This window comes from Caenimonas terrae (assembly GCF_042655405.1).
Taxonomy (GTDB): Bacteria; Pseudomonadota; Gammaproteobacteria; order Burkholderiales; family Burkholderiaceae_C; genus Ramlibacter; species Ramlibacter terrae_A.
Genome location: NZ_JBHSMF010000006.1, coordinates 883,611 through 907,006, shown reverse-complemented (window position 1 = coordinate 907,006; position 23,396 = coordinate 883,611). Strand labels below are relative to the sequence as shown.

8 protein-coding genes are annotated in these 23,396 nt (G+C 73.1%); all 8 read right to left on the bottom strand.

What is annotated here, in order from left to right:
• Window positions 1–7 precede the first annotated feature (7 nt).
• From ACFPOE_RS11145 to ACFPOE_RS11110, 8 genes are read right to left on the bottom strand one after another with little or no spacing between them, the layout of a single operon-like run.
• Window positions 8–1,792 (bottom strand): fatty acyl-AMP ligase, encoded by a 1,785-nt coding sequence (locus tag ACFPOE_RS11145; protein ID WP_376850154.1) that lies wholly within the window; start codon window positions 1,790–1,792, stop codon window positions 8–10.
• A complete protein-coding gene (locus tag ACFPOE_RS11140) occupies window positions 1,785–2,732 on the bottom strand; it encodes an MsnO8 family LLM class oxidoreductase (protein WP_376850153.1) in 948 nt (315 codons plus the stop codon). The genes ACFPOE_RS11145 and ACFPOE_RS11140 overlap by 8 nt, the downstream gene beginning before the upstream one ends.
• Window positions 2,729–3,799 carry a 1-aminocyclopropane-1-carboxylate deaminase/D-cysteine desulfhydrase gene (locus tag ACFPOE_RS11135; protein ID WP_376850152.1) on the bottom strand — a complete coding sequence of 357 codons (1,071 nt, stop codon included), beginning with the start codon at window positions 3,797–3,799 and terminating at the stop codon, window positions 2,729–2,731. The genes ACFPOE_RS11140 and ACFPOE_RS11135 overlap by 4 nt, the downstream gene beginning before the upstream one ends.
• Entirely contained in the window at window positions 3,796–4,995 is a 1,200-nt protein-coding gene (locus tag ACFPOE_RS11130; RefSeq protein ID WP_376850151.1) for a hypothetical protein, read from the bottom strand. Before ACFPOE_RS11130 ends, ACFPOE_RS11135 begins: the two co-directional genes overlap by 4 nt.
• A complete protein-coding gene (locus tag ACFPOE_RS11125) occupies window positions 4,992–9,626 on the bottom strand; it encodes an amino acid adenylation domain-containing protein (protein ID WP_376850150.1) in 4,635 nt (1,544 codons plus the stop codon). Before ACFPOE_RS11125 ends, ACFPOE_RS11130 begins: the two co-directional genes overlap by 4 nt.
• Window positions 9,626–13,507, bottom strand: coding sequence for a non-ribosomal peptide synthetase (locus tag ACFPOE_RS11120; RefSeq protein WP_376850149.1), 3,882 nt, complete (start codon window positions 13,505–13,507; stop codon window positions 9,626–9,628). The genes ACFPOE_RS11125 and ACFPOE_RS11120 overlap by 1 nt, the downstream gene beginning before the upstream one ends.
• Window positions 13,504–14,580, bottom strand: coding sequence for a TauD/TfdA family dioxygenase (locus ACFPOE_RS11115; RefSeq protein WP_376850148.1), 1,077 nt, complete (start codon window positions 14,578–14,580; stop codon window positions 13,504–13,506). The genes ACFPOE_RS11120 and ACFPOE_RS11115 overlap by 4 nt, the downstream gene beginning before the upstream one ends.
• Window positions 14,577–23,396: a type I polyketide synthase gene (locus ACFPOE_RS11110; protein ID WP_376850147.1), complete on the bottom strand. Its 8,820-nt coding sequence runs from the start codon at window positions 23,394–23,396 to the stop codon at window positions 14,577–14,579. The genes ACFPOE_RS11115 and ACFPOE_RS11110 overlap by 4 nt, the downstream gene beginning before the upstream one ends.

The window sequence follows — 23,396 nt, the reverse complement described above, 5'->3', positions numbered from 1 at the left end:
ATCCCCCTCATGAAGGCTGGTCGGCGCCCCTTGGCTGCGCCGACAGCGGATGGCTGCGCACGCCGCCTGGCAGCGTGCCGAATTCGTGGCGCAGCTGGCCATAGGCTGTCTTGCCGCTGCTGGTGCGGGCGATGCCCATCGGGCCGACGAAGCGCAGGTGGGCGATTGCCAGCTCCGCTGCGGCCGCCGCGCTGCGCAGCGCTTCTGCGATCCGCAACAGCTCGCGCGCCGGTTCCTCGTGCGGCCCGGCTGGCAGCAGGTGGCGGCTGGCGCGCGCCAGTTCGCAGACGGCCACCACCGTCTCGGCCTGCGCCGCCGGGTCGTTCCAGGCGAACACGGCGGCGGACTCGACCCGCTCGTCGCAGGTCTGCAGCAGTGCCTCGATGTCGTGCGGATAGAGGTTGCGTCCGTTGACGATCAGCAGCTCCTTGCTGCGGCCGGTGACGTACAGGCGCCCGTCCACCACCGCGCCGACGTCGCCGGTGGCCAGGTAGCGCGTTGCGCCCGCATCGTCCGACAGCCGGGCCTCGAAGGTCCTGCGGCTCTGCTGCGGATCGTTGAGGTAGCGCTGCGGCACGCTGGGGCCGGTGACCCAGATCTCGCCCACCTGGCCGTCCGGCACGCGGCGCTGCGTCGCGGGGTCGACGATCGCGATGCGCTGCGGGTCTGCCAGGCCGCTGGACGCCAGGGGCCTGGCGTCCTCTGTCGCGCTGGCTTCGATGCGTCCCGCTTCCAGGCCGGCGCCGGAGACGCTCATGAATTCCGGATCATGGGCGCCGGTGACGAACAGCGTCGCTTCCGCCAGCCCGTAGCAGGTGAGGAACTGCCGCTTGCCGAAGCCGAGCCGGCCGAAGCGCTGCACGAAGGAACGCATGGTGGACACGCGCACCGGCTCGGCGCCGTTGTACGCCGGCGACCAGCGCGCCAGCGACAAGCCCTCGCAGTCCTGGTCGGCGATGCGGTCCACGCACAGCTGATAGGCGAAGTTGGGGCCGCCCGAAAGCACCCAGCGCCCCGGCGGCTGGGCCGAGATCGCCTGCAGCCAGCGCACCGGCCGCTTGATGAAGGCCGCCGGCGCCATGCTGACCGACGGGATCCCGCAGTGGATCGGCACCAGCAGGTTGCCGATCAGGCCCATGTCGTGATAGTGCGGCAGCCAGTTGACGAACAGGTGCCGCGCCGTGATGCCGAACTCGCGCTCGATCAGCGCCAGGTTGGCCGCCAGGTTGGCGTGGCTCACGCAGACGCCCTTGGGCCGGCTGCTGGAGCCCGAGGTGTATTGCACGAAGGCCAGGTCCTGGGCGCCGGGTGCCGCCGTCGCCTGCTCGCCATCGCCCAGGCCCTCCACGACATCCAGCGCCAGCAGTTGCATCGCCGCGAGAGCCGGGCTTTGGGCGAACAGCTCCCGCAGCCGCGGCAGCTCGCAGGCCGAGGTCAGCGCCAGCGGCGCGGCGCAGTTGGCGGCGATCGCTTCCAGCACCTGCGCCGCGCGGCCCCGGCGCGGCACCGTCACCGGCACCGCGACCACGCCGGCCCGCAGGCAGCCGAGGAAGGCGCGGATGAAGTCCAGTCCGGGCGGAAAGGCGAGCAACGCCATCCGCGGCTGGTCCACCGGCCACGGCAGACGGGCCAGGCCGCCGGCGATCTGTTGCGCCGTGCGCCAGAGCTGCGCCTGCGACAGCTGCTGCGTCGCCTCGCGCGCCAGCTCGGGCTGCCAGGACATGGCGAGCGCCTCCGGCGCGCGCTCCGCGTTGGCGCGCAGGCTGTCGATCAGCGTGCGCGGGTCAGCCATGGTCCGCTCCCGCCGCCGGCAGCGCGAACAATTCCGCCAGCGCCACCAGCGCGTCACGGCGGCGCTCCTCCAGATGCCACATCTGGTAGACGATCGCGGCCTGCGCGCCGTGCTTTTCGCAGGCCGCGAGGATCTGCTGGTGGCAGGCCTGCGGCGTGCCGGCGATGTTGACGCGCATGGTGCCGCCGATCCAGCTTTCCACCTGCGCGCGCTGGGCTTGCGCCGCGGCGTCCGTGTCCGCGCAGACGCAGCTCAGCGCCACGGCCAGCTGCGCGCCGTCGCGGCCCTGGGCCCGGTCGCGGTAGGCGCGCGGGATCGCCGCATCCTGCGTGCTGGCGCGGTGGAACAGCGAGAAGGCGTAGCCCGCGCCGGCGGCGGCTGCCATCTCCGCGCTGCGCGCGCCGGAGCCCATCAGCCACAGCGGCGGCGCTTCGGCGAAGCACGGTGTGGCGCCCCTGGCGAAGCGATGGCCCGGCGCGAAATCGCCATCGAGGTAGCGCACCAGCTCCGCGAGCTTGTCGGCGAACAGGCGGCTGGCGCTGCCGGCATCGATGCCGCTTTCCATCAGCGCGGCCAGCGCCACCGGGTCGGCCGGCACGCCGGCGCAGACGCCGAGCGCCACGCGGCCGTCCGACAGCGCTGCCAGCGTGCGGTACGTTTCCGCCACGGCCAGCGGGCTGTACAGCGGCAACAGCACGGCGGCGGAGCCCAGGCCGATGCGGCTGGTGGTGCGCGCCAGCGTGGCCAGCACCACCTCCGGCCCGGTCCAGCAGAAGTGCGCTTCATGGTGCTCGGACAGCCACAGCCGGTCGTAGCCCAGGCGGTCGGCCAGTTGCGCCAGCCGCAAGGTCTGCTGCAGCACCTGCGCGCCATCCTGGCCGGGCGCGACGATGCCCAGGTCCAGCAGCGAAATGGAAAGACGATGGCTGGACGCTCTCATGCTGGCGCTCCTGCCCAGTGCGGGCCGTGTTCCGGCTGCACCGCGGCCGGGTCCGGGTCGACGGCGCTGTACGTGTTCCAGAACAGCACGCGCCGGCCCTGCAGATCGCGCTGCTGGAACAGGGCCAGCGTCTTGGCGACATAGGTGGTCTCGGTGCGGAAATCGGCCAGTTCGGCGACGTCCAGCGCGGCCCGGTCCGACAGCGCGTTCGGCAGGCCGTAGCCTGGCCCGGCGAACTGGTCCAGCCACAGGATCTCACCCAGCGTGACCGGCCTGGCATAGCCGGCCTGGCGCAGCAGGGCCAGCGTGCGACGGGCCAGCTTGCGCATCTTGCCGGGGCCGGTGATCAGCATCGGCACCATGCGCACCGCCACCACCCGAACCGGCAGGCCCGCCATCGCGAAGCCCAGGGCCAGGCCGGCCGCGGTGGCGCAGGTGCCGGTGGGCACCACCACATCGTCGATCGGCGGCAGCTCGCCGGCCTCGATCGCGCGTGCGATCTCCAGCGCGCCCTCGATCACGCCCAGCACGCCGATCGGGTGGTGCGAGCCCGGCGGAATCCAGTACGGCGCGCGCCCTTCCAGCTGGCCGAAGCGCGCGCGCAGCAGGCCCAGCGGCACGTCGATGAAGCGCTCGCAGCGGATCACCTCCATGCCCAGGGCCGGCAGCAGCTTGCGGTTCAGTCCGCTCTCGCGCACGTCCGGCTGCGGGGTGAGCAGCGCGCGGGTGGCCAGGCCGGCGCGCCGACCGTAGACGGCGGTGGCCAGCACCTGGTGGCTGCCCAGCGGGCCCATGGTGACGACGCCGGTGGCGCCCCGCGCCAGCGCGTGGCCCAGGAAGAACTCGAGGTTGCGCACCTTGCTGCCGCCGTACAGCGGTGCGCTCAGGTCGTCGCGCTTGATCCACAGCCGTCCCAGCTTCCAGCGATCGCCCAGGGCGCCGGCCTCGGTGACGGGCGTGGGCCTCTCCACCAGCTCCAGCGGCCGCACCAGCGCGTCCAGCCCGGGCACGTGCTGCGGCAGCAGGCGTGGCGCGAGCAGCGCCTTCGGAGCAAGCGGGCGGCTCATGTGTGCTGCCTCATGGACGGCGCGCCGGGCGTGAGCAGCGTCAGTTCTTCTGCCAGCGCATCGAAGGGCGCGCGCCGCGCCAGCGCGCGCAGCAAGCGCGGATCGGCCGGCTGGTGCAGCGCGACGCGCTCGGCCAGTGCAGGCAGCACGCGGTGCAGGGTCTGCAGCATCGCCAGCGAGGGATTGCGGTATTCCGCCTCCGCGTCCGGCGCCGGGCCGAGGATGAAATGCCGGATGGTCTTGGACAGGTCCGCCATCGCTGCCAGCAGCATCTCCTGGAAGGCCCGTTCGCCCGCCACCTGACCCATCGCGATGACGGAACCGACATCGACGAAGCCGCCGTCGATCACCGCGTTCTGCATCTCCACGCAATGGCCGATGCCGATGTGGTCCGTGCGGCCCGGCAGCCAGCCCAGCGCCAGCAGGCGCGCCACCAGGTCGATCCAGCGCTCCACGGCCAGCGCAGGATCGGTCCGCTTGGCCAACCTCTGCAGCCAGGGTTCGTCGCCTCTCGTCGCCAGTTCCACCGGCAGGTGCGCGACCCGGATCGGCACCGAGGGATAGTGATAGACCAGCGCGCCTAGGCCGCTTTGCGTGCAGGTCTCGACGATCCGAAGGGCGCGCTGCGACAGCAGAGGGCGCAGGGCGGCGAGATGCTCGTCGCGCGTGGACCGCGGCCAGGCGATGGCCAGCAGGGGCGTCGGCAGCCGCGCCAGTTCGCCGAAGCGGGCCAGGTGCGCGGCCTGCAGCGCGCTCGCGATGCGCGCATCGTCCAGCGCTTCGTCCAGGCCCAGGGCCAGCGGCGTCTTCTGCTCCACCAGCGCGAAGTGCTCGGCCGCCGAGAACAGCGACCTGCCGCGCGCCGGGTAGTCGACGCGGAACTCCGCCAGCGTGCGCAGGTGGGCATCTCGATCGGCGGCGTAGGGCTCGGTGCCCTTGAAGGCGAACACGCCGCCCGGCAGCTGCTGGTAGAACGCGCGCAGGTGCCGATACGGCCGCACGTAGTCGCCATCGGGCGCGGCGCCGCTGAAGGGTGCGACGCTGGCGGCGCAGGGCAGGGCGGCGCGCAGTTGCGCCAGCCGCCGGTCCAGTGCCGGCACGCCGGCCGCCAGCGCCGCGTGCAGCTGTGGCGCATCGCGTGCGATGTCCCACGCGATCGCCTGCGGCCGTTGTTGCGTGAATTGAGGCGCATTCATGCCTGTGCTCCCGGGCGCGCCAGCTCGCGCAGGCGCTGCAGGCCGCTGCGCCGCAGTTCGCGTCGCGCGAGGTCGGCCCGCGCCTCGCCTTCCTGGTCCAGCATGGCGCGCAGGCTTTCCCAGCTGACATGGGCGTCCAGCGCCACCTGCTCGAGCACCGCCTGGAATTCGCGCACCATCTCCTGCGCCGTGGAGGCGGCGAACAGCTCGCTGCTGTATTCCAGCGTGCCACGCAGCGCCGGCTCGTCGATCACCGTCAGCAGCAGGTCGTACTTGGCGGTGCCGGTCTCGAGCTCCAGTGGCTCGATGCGCAGCGGGCCGCCGTCCAGCCCGCCGAAAGGCGCGTTCTGCAGCACGAACTTGTGCTGGAACAGCGGCATCACTGCGCGCTCGCGCATCGGGTTGATCTCCTGCACCAGCGTGTCGAATGGCACATGTTGGTGAAAGAAAGCCTCCAGCGTGCGGCCACGCACCTGCGCCAGCATGTCGGAAAAACTGCGGCAGGCGCCGAAGTGCGTGCGCAGCACCAGCTGGTTGACGAAGAAGCCCTGCAGCCGCTCCGCCAGTGGATGGTCGCGGCCGGCGATGTCGGTGCCCACCACGATCTCCTCCTGGCCCGAGCGCCGGCGCAACACCACCTCGAAGGCGGTGAGCAGCAGCATGAACAGGGTGGCCGAATGCCCGTGGGCAGTTCGGCGCAGCTTGTCCGACAGCGCCGCCCCCAGCGCGAAATGCAGGCGGCCACCGCTTCCGGTGGGGGCGGCGGGCCGTGCATGGTCGGTCTTCAGCGCCAGCCGCTGCAGGCCGGACAGGGCCTGCTTCCAGTAGGCGAGTTCGCCGGCCAGCAGGCTCTCGCCGACCAGCCGGTCATGCCACGCGCTGAAGTCTGCGTATTGCGGACCGGCTTCGGGCGGCGCTGCCGCACCCCGATAGGCCGCCAGCAGTTCGGCGGCGAACAGGCCGATCGACCAGCCGTCGGTGGCGATGTGGTCCATCAAGATCAGCACCTGGGCCTGCCCCGCGCCCGTGACCATCAGCGTGATGCGCACCGGCCGCTCGCGGTCCAGCGCAAACGGGGTGCGCGCGGCCAGGGTCAGCCGGCGCAGCGCTTCCTCCTCGCGCTGGCCGGTGGGCAGGTCCCGCAGGTCGACGCTCGTGAGTGGCGCCGGCAGCGACGGATCCGCTGGCAGCATCACCGGCTGGCCGTTGCGCAGGCCGATGATGGTGTTCAGCACCGCGTGGCGGCCGATCACCGCGGCAGCGGCGCGGCAGAACGATTGCAGATCGAAGCCGCCGTCGATGCGCGCCGCCAGCGCCACGTTGTAGCTGGCGCTGGCGGGTTCGAGCTGGCGCATGAACCACAGGCGCAACTGCGCCCGCGACAAGGGCAGGCCGGCCGCGGGATCGAGCAGGGGAATTGCGGCCGCGCGGTCGGTGTCGAGCGGCGCCGCGCCCGGCGCCAGCCGGCGGATGGCGCCAGCCATGCCGCGCACGCTGGGCTGCTCGAAGATCAGCCGCAGCGGGATGTCGATGCCGAACGCGGCACGCAGGCGGGCGACCGCCGACGTGGCGCGCAGCGAATGGCCGCCGAGCGCGAAGAAGTCGCCGTCCTGCGGCACGGCCCCCAGCCCCAGCACGTCGCACCACACCGACGCCACGGTGTCGCGGACCGCGTCGCCGGAAGCCGGAACGCGTTGATCTTGCGCCTGCGAGGCCGGCGCGGGCAGGTTCTTGCGGTCGACCTTGCCGTTGGCCGACAGCGGGATCGCATCGAGCGCCAGCAGGAAGGCCGGAACCATCTGGGCCGGCAGCAACGAGCCGAGATGCGCGCGCAGCTGTTCGGCGTCGACGTGCTGCCCCGGCCGCGGCACGTAGTAGCCGACGATCTGCAGCTGCGACTTGCCGCTGGCCGGGCCGCCCTCGCCGCTGTCGTGCAGCACGCAGACGGCGGAGCGCACCGCCGGGTGGCGGGCCAGCGCCGACTCGATCTCGCCCAGCTCGATCCGGAAGCCGCGCAGCTTCACCTGCGTGTCCACCCGCCCGAGGAACTCCATGGTGCCGTCGGCGCCAAAGCGCGCGCGGTCGCCGGTGCGGTACATGCGGGCCTGCGGCGAGGGTACGAACGCATCGGGGATGAAGCGCTCCGCCGTCAGCTCCGGCTGGCCGGCATAGCCTTCGGCGAGGCACTCGCCGCCGATGAACAGGTCGCCCGGCACGCCCACGGGGCAGGGCTGCAGGCCACTGTCAAGCACGTAATAGCGCGCGTTCTGGATCGGGCGGCCGTAGGGCACACTGGTCCATGCCGGATCGACGGCGCCGACCACGTGGAAGTTCGACCAGACCGTGGCCTCGGTCGCGCCGCCCAGCGCCACCACGCAGGCGCCCGGGAACACCGCCCGGATACGCTCGGGCAGCGGCAGCGGAATCCAGTCGCCGCTGAGGAACACCAGGCGCAGCGCGGACCGGGTGGCGCGCTCCGGCAGCAACGGCGCCAGCTGCCACAGCGCCGCCGGCGCAGAATCCCAGAAGGTGATGTCGCCGCCGGTGAGCAGGTCCACCAGCCGCTGCGGATCGGCGATCTCACCTTCGCTGGCGATGCGGACCGAGCCGCCGGCCGCGAGCATGCCGAACACGTCATACACCGACAGGTCGAAGGCCGGCGAGGTGACGAACAGCATGCGGTCGCGCGGCCCGACGGCGAAGCTGCGGTTGACCCAGTCGACCAGGTTGACCGCACGCGTGTGCTTCACCAGCACACCTTTGGGCCGGCCGGTGGAGCCGGACGTGAAGATCACGTAGGCGAGATCCCCGGGGCGCGCGTCGACGCGCAAGGCGCCATCGGACGGGGCGATGCGATCCGTCTCGAGCACAGTGATGGTCCGCCCCCCGGCCAGTTCCCGCGTAGCGCCGGCCAGCGCGGCCTGGCTCAGGATGCAGCGGATCGGCAGCGCATCGAGGATGGCGTCCACCCGCGCCGGCGGCTGCTGCGGCTCGATCGGCACGTAATGGTGGCCGGCGCTGGTGACCGCCAGCAGCGCGACCACCAGCTCGCGGTTGCGGGCCATGCGCACGCCCACCGGGCTGCACGGCGGCAGGGCGAGCTCGCGCAGGCGGGCCGCGACGCCGGCAACCCGCTGCACCAGGTCCCCATAGGTCATGGACCCGGCTGCGTCGATCAACGCGATCGCGTCCGGCGTGCGCGCCGCCTGCGCCGCGAACATGCCTGGCAGCGTGGCCTCGCGGTCGTAAGGCCGCGCGGTGGCGTTCCACTCATGGAGGATGGTCTCGCGCTCGCGCGGCCGCAGCAGCTGCAAGCCCCCGGGCGGCGCCTCGATGTCGCAGGTCGCCAGCTGCTCCAGCAGGTGCTGCAGCTGGTCCAGCATCCGGCGCGCCGCATCGGCCTCGACCCGCGCCGGATCGGCCAGCAGGCGCAGCGACAGTCCATCCACCTGCGGCTCGGCGATCAGCGCCAGCGGCACGCTGGGCCGCTCGTGCAGCGCAAAGCTCTCGATCCTGGCCTCGCCCAAGCGCTTGCCGGACACCGTTAGCGGATAGTTCTCGTAGGCAAGCACGGTGTCGAACAGCGGCTGCGCCAGGCCGCTCCACTGCGCGATCCGGGTCAGCGCGGCGTGCTCGTGTTCGCGCACCGCGGCCAGCCGCTGCTGCGCCTCCTGCAGCCAGGCTGCGATGCTGCCTGCGCGCGGCGCCTGCAATCGCAGCGGGATGGTGTTCATGAACGGGCCGACGGTGCGCTCCGCGCCGGCGAGTTGCGCGGGGCGGCCGGCGACCGTGACGCCGACCACCACGTCCTCGCTGTCCGCATGGCGCCCGAGCAGCAGCCCCCAGCAGGCCGTGACTGCGATGGCCGGCGATACGCCGGCTTGGCGCGCCAGCCCGGCCAGCCCGGCAAACTGCGCCGCGTCCAGGCCGGCATCGAAGCAGAGCACTGGCGACGCGTCCTGCGCATCGCGGCGGCGCTTGAGCGCCGGCAAGCGCGCCGGTTGCTCGAAGCCCGCCAGCGCCTGCTGCCAGCAGGCTTGCGCCGCCAGCTGGTCGCGCTCGGCCAGCCAGTCGAGGAAGGCGCGGAAGCTGGGCGCCGGCGGCAGCGCAGCCTGCTGGCCACGTGCCGCTGCTTCGTAGAGCGCGCTGACGTCGGCCAGCACCAGCGCGGTCGACCAGCCGTCGACTAGTGCATGGTGGTGGCTCCAGACCATCTCCCACTCCTGCGCCGACCAGCGCAGCAGGGTGATGCGCATCAGCGGCGGCTGGTCCAGCGCGAAGCCGGCGGCGCGGTCCTCCTGCAGGAATTGCGCGCGGACCGCCTCGCGCTCGGCCGGACCGCTGCCGCTGCGATCGAGCACCGCGAACGGCAATGCCGCCTCCTGCGCGCAGCAGCCCTGAAGTTGAGGGCCGGCCTGCCATTGGACGCCCGTGCGCAGGGCGTCGTGCCGCTGCAGCACGGCCGTCCAGGCGCTGCGCAGGGCCTCGGCATCCAGCGGGCCGGCCAGCCGCACGGCGAGCTGCTGGATGTAGGCGCCGCCGCGCGGCTCGCGCAGGCTGTGGACCAGCATGCCCTGCTGCAGCGGCGTCAGCGGCCAGGCGACGGGGGAAGAGGAAGGCTTGGCGGTCATCACATCCCCAGCATCGGCAGCAGGTTGTGGCGCGGCAGGCCGTCCAGCCGCTCGATTTCTTCCAGCTCGCTGTCCAGCGCGGCCAGCACGCCGGCCAGCCGCGGCGGCTCCATGATCGACATGTGGTCGGCCGCGACGTGGTGCACATTGGCAAAGCACAGCCGCTCCCATCCCAGCGGCGCGCCGTCTGCGAGCGGATGCGCGGCGGCTTCGCGGATGCCTTCGGGCAGCAGCTCGGTGGCCTTCATGATCAGCGTGCGGCGCGGCAGCGGCCCGGCCTGGTAGCGGCCGATCACGGTCACGTTGCGCTCGAACACCTGGTACAGCTTCTCGATGTCGGAGCGGCCGGTGTCCGCCGGCACGAAGTCGGCCTTGCGCGCCAACTGCAGCAGGCCCTGCAGCGCGTCGTCGTAGGGCAGGCCGGACAGGTCCGGGCAGCTCAGGTCGGCCTTGTGGGCGATCAGCCGCGAGATCGAGCGCAGCAGCCTGTCGCGCTGCGGCGCCGGTGCGCTGCCGTCGGTGGCTCGGCTGTCGATCAGGCACAGCAGCGCCACCTCGTGGCCGCGCGCCAGCGCCTGGCGCGCGATCTCGTATGCGATCACGCCGCCGGAGGACCAGCCGGCCAGCAGGTAGCGGCGGTCCGGCACCAGCGGCTCGAGCCGGTCCAGGTAATTTGCCGCCAGCTCCTCCACGCTCTCGTAGCAGGCCGGCCCCGACAGGCCGGGGTCCTGCAGCGCCACGATCGGCCGCTCGGTGCGCAGCGCCGAGGCGATGTCGCGGTAGCACAGCACGCTGCCGCCGGTGGGATGGACGAACACGATGGGCGAGCGCCTGGCCTTGCCGGTGCGGATCGGGACCACGATCGGGTCGGTCCGGATCGCTTCGCCGCGCAGCAGCTGCGCCTGCGCGGCGATGGTTGGGGCGGCGAACAGCGAGGTCAGCGGCAGCCGGTGGCCGAATTCCTTCTCGATCTCCGCCATGAGGCGCACCGCCAGCAGCGAGTGGCCGCCGAGGTCGAAGAAGCCGCTGTCGATGCCGGCGTGGCCGATGCCCAGCACGCTCTCCCAGATCCGTTCCAGCCGCATTTCCAGCGTGTCGCGCGGCCCCTTGGTGGCGCGGGCCATCGCCGGCCGCAGCCGCAGCAGCGCCGCCGCGTCCACCTTGCCGCTGGGCGTGGTGGGGAAGGATTCGACCTGGACCAGCCAGTTGGGCGTCATCGGTTCGGGCAGGGCGGCGGCGAGCGCACGCTTGAACTGGGCCGCGTCCACCGAGCGGCCGGGATGCAGCGAGTAGAAGCACAGCAGCTGGTCGATGCCGGCGGCGTCGCGGTCCACCACGGCTGCCGCCAGTGCGACGCCGGGATAGGCCGCGGCCACCGCCTCGATCTCGCCCAGCTCCACCCGGTAGCCCCGCAGCTTGACCTGGCGGTCGGCCCGGCCGAAGAAGTCGATGCTGCCGTCGGCGCGCCAGGCGCCGGCGTCGCCGCTGCGGTACATGCGCTGCCCCGGCGCCGCCGCGAACGGATCGGCGACAAAGCGCTGCGCCGTCAGTTCCGGCCGGCCGTGGTAGCCCTGCGCCAGCGGGGCGCCGGCGATGTGGATCTCGCCGCGCACACCGACCGGCTGCGGCCGGCCCTGGCCGTCCAGGATGTAGATGCGCGTGTTGTCGATCGGCTTGCCGATGGCGACCACCGGATCGCCGGCGCCGACGCGGCCCGCGATCACCTCGATCGTGGTCTCGGTCGGGCCGTAGAGATTCACCAGTTCGACGCCGAGCGCCAGCGCGCTGCCGGCCAGTGCCGCATCCAGTGCTTCGCCGCCGCAGCACAGGCGCCTCAGCGAGCGGCAGGCGCGAAAGCGCGCGTTCTCCACCAGCAGGCGCAGCAGGCTGGGCACGACCTGCAGCACCGTGACCGTGTGGCGCTGGATGGCCGCGGCCAGCGCATCGGGATCGCGCTCGGCGCCCGGCGGCGCCAGCACCAGACGCGCGCCGGCCATCAGCGGGGCGAAGATCTCCCACACCGAGGCGTCGAAGCTCACTGCCGTCTTCTGCAGCACCGCGTCGTCCGGCAGCAGCGGCAGCTCGCGCAGCATCCAGGCCATGTGGTTGGCCAGTGCGCCGTGCGGTACGCGCACGCCCTTGGGCCGCCCGCTGGAGCCGGAGGTGTAGATCAGGCAGGCGAGGTCCGTCGGGCCGGGCTCGGGGAACGCAGGCCGCGGCGTTGCGCAGGCCGCTTGAGCGCCGTCGACCGCCAGCACCTGCAATTGCGCCAGCAGCGCGGCGAAGGCCGGCTTGCCCCCGAGCTCGCCGGCCAGCGGTTCGCAGGTGAGCAGCAGGCCGGCGCCGCTGTCCTGCACCATGAAGGCCAGGCGCTGGTCGGGGTAGCTGGTGTCCAGCGGGAGGTAGGCGGCTCCGGCGCGCTGGATCGCCAGCAGGCCGGCGACCATGTCGATCCCGCGCGGCAGCAGCAGGGCAACGACTGCGCCTGGCCGGGCGCCGGCGTGCACCAGTTGCGCCGCGATGCTGTCGATGCGGGTGGCCAGCGCCGGGCCGTCGAGCCGGATGTCCGCCTGGTCGATGACGGTCCTGCCCGTGGCCGACAGCAGCGCGTCGTGCAACTGCATGTTGACGGCGCGCCATGGAAGCGCAGAAGGCAGGCTCGCGCCTTGCATGCCCTCCAGCACCAGCGCGCGCTCCTGCGGCCCGAGGATGGCGAGCGAGGACAGCGGCTGCTGCGGCGCTCCGGCGATCGACTGCAGCAGCGTCAGGTATTCCTCTTCCAGCCGGTGCAGTGCGCTGGTGTCGCAGCTCCAGGCGTCGTGGTCGAAGTGCAGCGCGATGCGGCCCTGGCTGTCGCGGAAGGCGGACAACTGCAACAGGCAGCGGTCGATCCAGGCGAACGGCGCAAGCGGCTTCAGCAACGGCGAGGCCGTCGATGGCGCTTCGGCCCAGGCAAAGGCCAGCCCTGCGTGAGCCTGCAATGGGAGCGGCGGCACCTGGTCCTGCATCGACTGCGTGTCCGCAGCAGCCCTGGCAACGGCGGCGACCAGGGCGCCGAAAGGCTGCGCTGCATCCGGGTGCAGCGGCAAGGGCGCCAGCCGCGCGAACGGTCCGGGCAATTGCGCCAGTTCGTCGTAGCTGCGGCCGTCGGCGACCAGCGCGAGCGCAACCGGCTCGCCGTCCAGGCGCAGCAACAGCGCGCTCCAGGCCGCGAGCAGGAGATCCGAGAGGTCGGCGCCCAATTCCGCCGCCGTCGATGCGAGCGCCGACTGCAGCGCCGCCGGTAGGTCCAGCGCGTGCCGCGCGGGCCGGGTGCCGGCAGCCGGCATCCGCAACAGGAACGGCAGGGCGGCGGGCCGGTGCTGCGGCCACGGCGACGGCTTGCTACCCGCCGCCTCGTCCAGCGTGTCCTGCTGCCACTGCGCCAGGCTGGAGAAAGGCAGGGCCTCATGGACGTCCGCGCCGGCTGCGGCTCCGCGCAGGTCTTCATCGGCCAGCTGCAGCACCCGCAGCGCGGTTTGCGCATCGGCGGCCAGGGCCGACAGCACCAGGTGGTAGCGATGGGCGCCCAACTGCCGCAGCACGATGCGGCCCGGCTCGGCCTGCGCATCCGCGCCATCGAGCAGCACCGGCGGTGCCGACGGCAGCGGCGACTGCACCGGCAGCTGCATGCCCGGCAGCAGGCCGAAAGCCGTGCGCAGGATCTCGTGGCGCTGGGCCACGCGCGCCAACGCCGCGCACAAGGCCGCTGGGTCCACCGAGGCATCCGCTTCGAATTCCAGCTCCACGCGGTAGGCGTTCAGGCCGTCGCGCGCGCCGAGCTGCCACAGGCGCTGCTGCCATGGCGACAGGGGGAAGCCGCTGGCAAGCACGTCGCTCATTGCATCTCCTCCTCGCCCGGCTGCACGCTGGCGGGGCGCACCTCGTCGCCCATCGCGGTGAGCACGCGGCGCTGGCCGCTGTAGCTGGAGCGGCCGTGCGCCACCAGCATGTTGTCCAGCAGCAGCAGGTCGCCCTCCTGCCAGCGGAACTTCACCGTCTCGGCGTCGTAGGTGGCGCGCAGGTGCGCGGCCACCTCCAGCGGGATCTCGCTGCCGTCGCCGTACAGCGTGTTGTACGGCAGGTTGTCGGTGCCGAAATCCGCCTCCAGCGAGCGCCGCACGTCGTCCGGCACCCCCGAGGGATGCCAGAAGGCAATGTGGTTGAACCACAGCTCCTCGTTCGTCACCGGATGGCGCCGCACGGCGGCGCGCCGCTGGAAGGTGCGCAGGCGGCTGTTGCCGGCCGCGCCGCCCTCGAGCCACCGCCACTCGGTCGCCGAGCGCCGCAGATAGGCTTCGGCCTGTTCCCGCGTCTTCACCGCCAGCGAGTGCTGCCACGATGGCCCGATGCCGGAACCGAAATTGCGCACCAGCATCCAGCCCAGCCTGCGGAACTTGCCGGCGACCTCGGGATCGATGCGCGCCAGCACGCGCCGCACGTCCACCAGCGGCGTCTCTCCATCCACCTGCGGCGCGACCTCGCAGAAGAACGCGATGCGGCCTGGCCACTGGCGCACATACGACAGCTCGTTGTGGGGCGCGATCGGATGCTCGGGCGGAAAGATCGTCGAGGTGTAGACGTGCTTGCTCACCTGTTCGCGCGGCGTCGCCTTCTCGATGTAATGCATCAGCGCCACGCCGACGGCGTCCAGCATGCGCTGGAAGTCCTGGTCCCCGCGCAGGCCGAAGCCGCGCAGCAGGATGCCTCCGTGGCGGTGCAGCAGCTGGGTGATGCGCTCGCGGTTGGCGCCGGCCCAGGCGAAGGGATCGACGCCGCGCGCCACCGGTGTGACCAGCGCCGGCAGGCCCGATGGGTTGTCCCAGGGCGCGATCGAGACCAGTTCGCTGCCAGCCTGCAGCGGGGCGGGCCGGCGGATGGCCAGGCCGGCGAGGGAAGGTGTGGTGAGGCTCATGTCTTGAGCTCCAGTGGTTCGTTCCGGCTCGCCTCGCCGGCGGGGATCTCCACAGCGCCCGCCAGCGCCGCAGCGTGGCGCGCGAAGGACTGCGCCAGCGCGGCGATGTCGGCACGGGCGTGGATGGCGGGATTGAACTGCCAGACGGCCACCAGCCGGCCGTCGGCCACGGCCGCCTCGATCGCGATGCGGTGCAGGCGCGGCAGCGCGCCCGCGCGCTCGGCCCCCCGCTCCGCGCCGTCCGGAAGCCAGGACGCCACGCGGAAGGCGTCGTCCGGCGGGAGCTGCACCTGGCCCAGGTAGTTCAAGCTGATCTCGGGCGGTGGCAGCGCCGCCAGCGCCGCGCGCGCCGCGTCCGGGCCGAGGTGGCGCAGCAGCCCGTGGCCGAAGCCGGCGGCGGGAATGGCGCGCCGCTGTTCGGCCACCATGGCCGCGGCGTGTGCCAGCGGCACGCCTTCCAGGTCGAACCAGGCGGGGAAGCGGCTGCTGAACCAGCCGACGGTGCGGCCCAGGTCGACGTCCGCAGCGGCCGATCCGGCCAGCGAGGTCTCGCGGCCGTGGCCTTCGAGTTCGACGCAGGCCAGGCGCTCGCCGGTCCAGTCGCCCAAGGCCAGGGTGACAGCCGCGATCACATGGTCCTGTGCCGTCGCCGCCGTGCCCGGCGCCGGCTGCAGCAGCCGCGACGTCAGCGCCTCGCCGAGCGAGATGGTTTCGCTGCATTCCTGCGCCACCAGGTCAGCGCCTTGCGCGCCGGCGCCGCTGCGTTGCGGCAGCGATGGCGGCGGCATCGAGCCGGCCAGTTGCCAGTACGGCAATTCAGCTGCCGTGCCGTCGCGGTGGGCCAGCCGCGGCAACAGCTGCGCCCATTGCTGGACCGATGCGGTGCGCGGCGCCAATCGCGGCGCCCGGCCCTCGTGCAGTTCCAGCAAGGCCTGGCGCAGATCGTCCAGCAGGATGCGCAGCGAGATGCCGTCGCAGACCAGGTGGTGCACTGCCAGCACCACCGCCGCCGGCTTGCCGCCCTGCGCGGCGGCCCAGCCGGCCGCGAGCAGAGCGCCTTGCGCCGGCGCCAGCGAGGCCTGCATCCGCGACAACGCCGCCGCACGGCCGGCGTCGGCCGGGATCGGCAGCACCCGCGGCGCCACCGGCGCGCCGAACCACGCAGCGGGCTGGCCGTCCTGCATGCCGAAGCGCAGGCGCAGGGCGTCGTGTTGCTGCACCAGTGCCAGCAGGGCCTGCGCGAGCAGCTCCGGCGTGACCCAGGGCGCGGGCTCGATACTGACCGACAGATTGAAATGCGCCGGCCACTCGCCCAGACGCGCATGCAGCCGCAACTGGCTGGGCAAGAGCGGGCAGGGGCCTTGCGCCGGCGCGATCTCGCCGCCGCCGGCGGGCCGGATGCGGGCGGCGAAGGCCTGCAGCGTCGGCGCGGCGTACAGGTCCGACGTTTTCGCGCGCCAGCCGGCCTGGTGCAGCTTCGCGATCAGCTGGATCGCCTGGATGGAATCGCCGCCTTGCTGGAAGAAGTCGCTTTGGGCTCCGATGTCGGCATGCCCGAGCAACTCGCGCCAGAGCCGCAGCAGCAGCGCCTGCTGCGCCGAGCCATCGGGCGCCGCGCCCGGCGGCGGCTCCTGCGCCGGCGCGGGCAAGGCCGCGACATCGAGCTTGCCATTGGCCGTCACCGGAAAGGCCGCCAGGACGACGACCGCGGCCGGCACCATGGGCTCGGGCAGTTCGTCGCGCAAGCGCCGCAGCAGCCCCTGCGTGTCGATCGCGCCATCCGCTGGAACGACATAAGCCACCAGCGCTGGCCGGCCGTTCCCGGTGGGGCGCTGCACGACGGCGGCCGTGCGGATGGCCGGCTCGCGCGTGATCGCCGCCACGATCTCGGCCGGCTCGATCCGGTGGCCGCGGATCTTGATCTGGTCGTCGCGCCGGCCCAGCAGTTCGATCGATCCGTCTTCGCGCAGCACGGCCAGATCGCCCGAGCGGTAAGCGCGCTCCGGGCCCTGCCCGAGATCGAGCATGGCGAAGGCTTCTTCACCTGCCGCATTTGTGCCCACATAGCCCGCGGCCAGGGACGGCCCGGCGATCGCCACCTCGCCGGCTTCGCCGATCGCGCAGGGCCGGCCTTGCGCATCGAGCAGTGCGATCCGTGCCGCGCCGATCGGCTGCTGGAACCGGACCGGGCCGGCGCCGCCATCCCATTCCCCCAGCAACACGCCGACGGTGGCCTCGGTCGGGCCGAAGTGGTTGAATACGCGGCATGCGTGCGCCGTGCGCGCCAGCGCCGCCAGCAGCGCCGGCCGCGCCGCTTCACCGCCCAGAACGAGGTGCGTACGCGGCAGCACGGCTGCCGGGTCGGCCGCCGCCAGCAATCCCTCCAGGTGCGAAGGCACGATCTTGAGCAGGTCCACGGGCGACCGGCGCATGGTGGCTGCGAAGGCCTCGGCATCCCGGGCCAGCGAGGCACCGGCAATGCACAGGCAGCCGCCGTGGAACAGCGCCGGCAGCACCGCCGTCAGGCCGAGGTCGGCGGCGAAGGTCGTGACCACGGCGTAGCGCAGGCCGCGCTGCAGGCCGAGCCCGGCGACGATGCCGTCCAGGTAATGGCGCACGGCGCGGTGCGGCACCGCCACCAGCTTGGGCGTGCCGGTGGAGCCGGAGGTGAACAGCAGGTAGGCGGTCGCGTCAGCGTCCGGTGCCGGGAAAGAGCGCTGCGCCGACGGCCCCGGCGCCGGCATCGCGGGAAGCGGCAGCACCGGCACCGTCGCCTCGGGCGGGGCCTGCCCGGCGAGCAGGCAGCAAGGCGCAGCCAATTCCAGCAGCAGCGCCAGCCGCGCGGGCGGCAACTGCGGATCGAGCGGAAGATAGGCGCGGCCGGCTTTCCAGCAGCCCAGCATCGCGGCCGGCATTGCTGCATTGCGGCCCAGCAGCAGGGCCACCGGACCGGCGCCGCGCGCGGCCGCGGTAACGGCCTCGGCGACGCGGTCCGACCACCGGTCCAACGCCTGCCGGTCCAGCACCGGCTGGCCATCGACTTCCACCGCGCCGGCGGCCGGTGCTTCCCACGCCGCCTCGGTGAAGCGTTGCAGCAGGTGCGGCCCCTGGTTCGCAGCCGCAGGCAGGAGCCAGCGCTGCCGCGCATCGCCGCGCTCGTCGAACGGCTGTTGCGGGTCGCCGCCGAACCGCCCGATCATCGCCACGAGCGCTGCGGCGAGCGCCTCCATGTCCGCGTGCGCGAACAAATCGCTGTCGTAGTCGATCTCGATCCGGGCGCCGTCCTGCCAGTCCAGCAGGTTGCAGCCGATCTCGAAGCGGGAGTGCACCAGCGGCAGCGCCCGCGGCGCGAGCCGCACGCCGGCCAGTGGCGGCAGCACGGGCACGCGGTCCACGTTGAAGCTGACGTTGACCAGCGGCGGGCGCGCCGGATCGCGCGCGATGCCGAGATCCGCGATGGTGCGCGCCATCGGATAGGCGGCGTGCTCCATCGCATCGAGGAAACGCTGCCGCACCTGCTGCATTACCTCGCCGGTGCTGGCCAGGGCCGGCAGGTCCAGGCGCACCGGCAGCAGGTGCGCGCAGTAGCCGACCGCGCGCTCGAATGCCGGATCGCGGCCGGCGAACGGGACGCCCAGCACCATGTCGGCCGGCGCGCCGCAACGGCGCAGCGTGGCCGCGAAGGCGGCCAGCAGGGCCATGCTGGAAGACAGGCCGCGGGCAGCGGCGGCCTGCTCCAGCCGGCGCAGCGGCGCGGGCGGCAGCTCCGCCGCTACCCGCGCCCCGGCGAAGCGGCGCAGCGGCGGCCGCATCCGCGCGAAGGGCAGTTCGATGCCCGCCGGCGCCCCGGCCAGCGTGCGCTGCCAGAAGGCACGGTGTGCTTCGTCCTGTGGCGCGCTGCCGGCACGCGCCATCCGCTCGGCGAGCACGCGGTAGGCCGGCGCGGCGGCCAGCGTTTCGCCGCCATACAGCGCTGCCAGTTCCTCCAGCAGCACCTGCAGCGACTGGCCGTCTACCAGCGCGTGGTGCGCTGCCACCAGCAGCACATGGCGATCGGGCGTGCGTTCGACCAGCGTCGCGCGCAGTGCCGGTGGCGCGTCCAGGCCGATCGGCTGCGCCAGCTCCGCCGCCAGCAATGCGTCTAGCAATGCGTCGGGCGTGTCCCCATCCCCGGCGCGCTGCCGGTGCAGCGTGAACGCCGCCTGTGCGGCAATGCGCTGCACGCCGGCCTCCAGGTCGATGGCGGCGCGCAGCGCATCGTGGCGTTGCACCAGCGCCTCGAAGGCTCGCTGCAGTCGCCCGGGCTCCACGGCGCCCTCCAGGTCGATCGCGACGGCGATGGTGTACGCGGCCGACCCTTCCCGCGACAGCGCCGCCAGCGTCGCGAGCTGCCGTTGCGCCAGCGACAGCGGCAGCTCGACCGGCGGCGCGGGCACGGCGCGCGCGGTCGCTGCCGCCGCGGCGAGGAAGCCGCCCGCGCGCAGCGCGGCCACGCTGTCGGCCACCCGCTCCACGATCCTGGCCACGTCGTCCTCCGTGTGCGCGGTCGACAGGAACAGGTTGCGCCCCTCCCATACATACAGGCCCCGATGCAGCAGGTGATAGAAGAAAGGATCGAGGTTGTCGTGGAAGACGAAGCGGAACAGCGAGCCGAAGCGGCTGGTGCGGATCGGCGCGCCGGCGTCCTCGAACACGCGATCGAGCCGTTGCGCCATCCGTGCCGTGCGCCCGTTGAGCGCGTCGTACGCTGGGGCGCCGTTGCGGCGGATCTCATGGAGCACGGCCCGCGCCGACGCCATCGCCAGCGGATGCTTGTTGAAGGTGCCGGCGAAGAAGGTGGTCTGCGCCGCCGGGAACGACCCGTCGCCGTACTGCCAGAGGCCGCCGTCGATGCCGGCCAGCAGCTCGCGCCGGCCGGCCACCACGCCGATCGGCAGCCCGCCGCCGACCACCTTGCCATAAGTGACCAGATCGGCGTGCACGCCGAAGTGCGCCTGGGCGCCGCCGGCCCCGATGCGGAAACCCGTCAGTACCTCGTCGAACACCAGCACCGTGCCGGCGGCCCGCGTCAGCGCGCGCAGGGCATGCAGGAAGGCGGCCGGCTGCAGGGCGGGATTGCGGCTTTGCACCGGCTCCACCAGCACCGCGGCGAATTCACTCATGCGCGGGCGCAATTGCTCCAGCGACTCGGCGCTGCCGTACTCGAACAGCGCCAGCTCGGCCACCATGCCCGGCGCGATGCCGGCCACGCGCGGCGACACGGTCCACGGATCGCCCTGGGTCTCGCCCAGCACGCCGTCGAAGTGGCCGTGGTAGCTGCCGCGGAACACGGCGACGCGATGGCGGCCGGTGGCGGTGCGCGCCAGCCGCAGCGCCGTCATCACGGCCTCGGTGCCGCTGTTGCAGAACGCGACCCGCTCCACGCCGGTCAGTTCGCAGATCAGTTCCGCCACCTCGCCGGCGGCGTCGGATTGCGGGCCGATGCGGATGCCGCGCGCCAGGCTTTGCGCCATCGCCTCGCGCAGGAACGGCGGCTCGTGGCCGAACAGCTGCACGCCGAAGCCCATGGAGATGTCGATGTACTCGTTGCCGTCGACGTCCCACACGCGGGAGCCGGCGCCGCGCTGGCCGACGATCGGATAGAGCATCTCCTTGATCGAGAAGCGGAACCCGGCCGAGCCGCGGCTGTCGGCCAGGACCGGGCGGAAACGCTGGGCATAGGCGCGCGAACTCGTCGTGCGTTTCGTGTAGTCGGCGGCGAGCTGCGCAAGGTGCGCGCGCTGCGTGTCGTTCAGGCCGGCGGGCGCCGGCACTGGCGCGGCTGGCCGCGGTGGCGTGACCGCGACGGCGGGCGCGGCCGCTGCCGGCGTGGCAGCCTGCGCTGCTGGCACGGCCTGCGCGCGCATCAGCCACGCGCACACCGCATCGATCGTCGACAGCTCCTCGAAGAACGAGCGCACCGCGATCCGCACGCCGAACTGCGCTTCGATCCGGCCCACGGCCTGGATCAGGATCAGCGAATCGGCGCCCAGCTCCAGGAACGGCGCGGCCGTGTCCACCCGCTCCGGCGCGACCGACAACAGCCGGGCGACGATGGCGACGACGCGCTGCCGCACCGATGCCGCATCGGGCGCCGCCGGTTGCTCCAGTGCGGACACCGGCGCGGGAGCTGCGCTGCCCGCCGCGCCCGCCGGTTGGCCGTCGCCGAACGCCCGCGCGCCGACATGCAGCGGATAACGGTCTTTCGCGAACGGGTAACGCGGCAGGCTGTCGCCGGCGGCCGCCGCGAGGCGGGAGCTTCCCCATCCGATGCGGGCGCCGGCGGCGTGCAGCCCCCCGAGCGTGCGAAGCAGGGCGATGCCGTCCCCGGACCCGGCCTCCAGCGCGGTGGCTGTCCGGAACTTTGCAGCGCCGCCCTGCGCGAGGGCGCTCAACACCGGCAGCGCGCCCAGTTCCAGCGCGGTGTCGACGCCCAGCCCTTCCAGCGCACGCAGGCCCTCGCCGAAGCGCACCGGCGCGCGCGTGTGCCGCACCCAGTACGCCGCGTCATAGACATGGCCGGCCGGCAGCAGCCCGCCGCTCAGGTTGGACACCACGGGAACGCGCAGCGGTTGCCAGCGGACCCGGGCGGCGAGTTCGCGGAATTCTTCGAGCATCGGATCGAGCAAGGCCGAATGGAATGCCGTCGCCACCCGCAGCGGGCGCACGCGCAGGCCCGCCGCTTCCAGGGCAGTGCAGGCTTGCTGCAGCGCCTGCCGGTCGCCGGAGATCGTCACCGCCTGCGGGCCGTTGACGGCGGCGATCGACAGCCGTTCGCCGAGGTAGGGCAGCACCTCCTGCTCGCCGGCAAGCACGGCAGCCATCGCGCCGTCGCCGCCCACGCCTTCCATCAGCCGTCCCCGTGCCGCGACCAGCCGCAGGGCATCGGCATAGCCCACGCCGCCCGCGATCACTGCCGCCGTGTATTCGCCCAGGCTGTGGCCGGCCAGCGCCGCCGGCTGCACCCCGTGAGCCGCCAGCGCCCGCGCCAGTCCGACGCCGGTCGCCAGCAGCGCCGGCTGGGTGATGCTGGTGCGGTCAATGTCGGCCGAGCTGTCGCGCAGTATCGCGCCGAGGGACCAGCCGAGCGCTTCGTCGGCTTCGGCGATGGCGGCGCGGAACGGTTCGTTCGCCGCCAGCAACTCGCGCGCCATGCCCGGACGCTGCGCCCCCTGGCCCGGACACAGCAGCGCGATCTTCGGCGCACGCCGGCCCGCGATGGCCGCCACGGCGTCGGCATGGCTGCCGCCGGCAGCGAACGCGGCCAGCTTGTCGCGGCCCTCGGCCGTGCTGCGGGCGACCACCGCCAGCCGGTGCCGCAGGTGCGCACGGCCGGTCTGTGAAAGTGCTGCGAGCGCATGCCAGCGCGCAGCGCCGGGTTCCTGCAATGCGGCGGAACACGCGCCAGCCATTTCCCTGAGTGCGCTGTCGGTCGCGGCGGACAGCAAGAGCACGTCCGGCCTGTCGCTTGGCGGCACCTCTGCCGCGATGGCGGCAGGCGCCTGCTCCACGACGACGTGGGCGTTGGCGCCGCCGAAGCCGAACGAGCTCACGGCGCCGAGCCGCGGGCCCGGTCCATCGGGCCACGCCGTCGCGGTGGCCGCCACCGCCAGGCCGAGTCCCTCGAAATCGATGTGCGGATTGCCTTGCGTGTAGTGCAGGCTGGGCGCGATCCGGCCATGGCGCACGCACAGCACGAGCTTGATCAGCCCGGCGACGCCGGCGGCCGCTTCCAGGTGGCCGATGTTGGTCTTGACCGAGCCGATCAGCAGCGGCGCCGTGCGGCCAGGCTGCTGGCCGATGGCGTGGCCCAGCGCCCGCGCCTCCGTCGGGTCGCCCAGCAAGGTGCCGGTGCCGTGCGCTTCCACGTACCCGATCGCGCCCGGCGCCGCGTCCGCATCGGCCAGGGCCGCGCGGATCAGGGCTTCCTGCGACAGGCCGTTGGGTGCGGTGATGCCGTTGGACAGGCCGTCGTGGTTGGTGGCCGAGCCCCTGATCAACGCGTGGATGCGGTCGCCGTCGGCCAGCGCATCGGCCAGCCGCTTGAGCACCACCAGGCCGCAGCCTTCGCCGCGGCCGTAGCCGTCGGCCGCAGCGTCGAAGGACTTGCAGCGGCCGTCCGGCGCCAGCATGCCGGCGCGCCCGAGCGCCACCACATTGACCGGGCTGAGCATCAGGCCCACCCCGCCGGCCAGGGCGACGGTGCAATCGCCGGCCTGCAGGCTGCGGCAGGCCTGGTGCACCGCCACCAGCGAAGCCGAACAGGCGGTGTCGATCGCCATGCTGGGCCCGTGCGCGCCCAGCACGTGAGAAATGCGGTTGGCGATCACCGCGTTCGACAGGCCGATGCCCAGGTGCGGCTCCAGCGTTTCCGGACCGGCGAAGGCGCCGGCGTATTCGCCGTTGGTGGCGCCGACGAACACGCCCAGCGCCGCGCCGCGCAGGCTGTCCGGCGCGATGGCCGCGTCTTCCAGCGCCCACCAGGCCACCTGCAGCGCCAGCCGCTGGCGCGGGTCCAGCGCTGCCGCCTCGCGCGGCGAGATGCCGAAGAAGCCGGCATCGAAGCAGTCCGCGTCGTCGATGAAGCCGGCGAAGCGCGCGGCCGACGGCGGCAGCAGCGACGCGTCCCAGCGCTCCCTGGGCACCGGTGCCACCGCGCAGGCACCCTGCAGCAGCCGCGACCAGAATGCGCCGGCGCCGACCGCGCCCGGAAACGCGCAGCCGATGCCGACCACGGCGACGGGACCGCTGCGTGCTTGGGGTGGCGGCCGGTCCAT

What these genes read in the sequence shown, in the direction of transcription:
- ACFPOE_RS11145 (WP_376850154.1), bottom strand. Translation starts at nt 1,792, where the DNA reads ATGGCTGACCCGCGCACGCTGATCGACAGCCTGCGCGCCAACGCGGAG.
- ACFPOE_RS11140 (WP_376850153.1), bottom strand. Translation starts at nt 2,732, where the DNA reads ATGAGAGCGTCCAGCCATCGTCTTTCCATTTCGCTGCTGGACCTGGGC.
- ACFPOE_RS11135 (WP_376850152.1), bottom strand. Translation starts at nt 3,799, where the DNA reads ATGAGCCGCCCGCTTGCTCCGAAGGCGCTGCTCGCGCCACGCCTGCTG.
- ACFPOE_RS11130 (WP_376850151.1), bottom strand. Translation starts at nt 4,995, where the DNA reads ATGAATGCGCCTCAATTCACGCAACAACGGCCGCAGGCGATCGCGTGG.
- ACFPOE_RS11125 (WP_376850150.1), bottom strand. Translation starts at nt 9,626, where the DNA reads ATGACCGCCAAGCCTTCCTCTTCCCCCGTCGCCTGGCCGCTGACGCCG.
- ACFPOE_RS11120 (WP_376850149.1), bottom strand. Translation starts at nt 13,507, where the DNA reads ATGAGCGACGTGCTTGCCAGCGGCTTCCCCCTGTCGCCATGGCAGCAG.
- ACFPOE_RS11115 (WP_376850148.1), bottom strand. Translation starts at nt 14,580, where the DNA reads ATGAGCCTCACCACACCTTCCCTCGCCGGCCTGGCCATCCGCCGGCCC.
- ACFPOE_RS11110 (WP_376850147.1), bottom strand. Translation starts at nt 23,396, where the DNA reads ATGGACCGGCCGCCACCCCAAGCACGCAGCGGTCCCGTCGCCGTGGTC.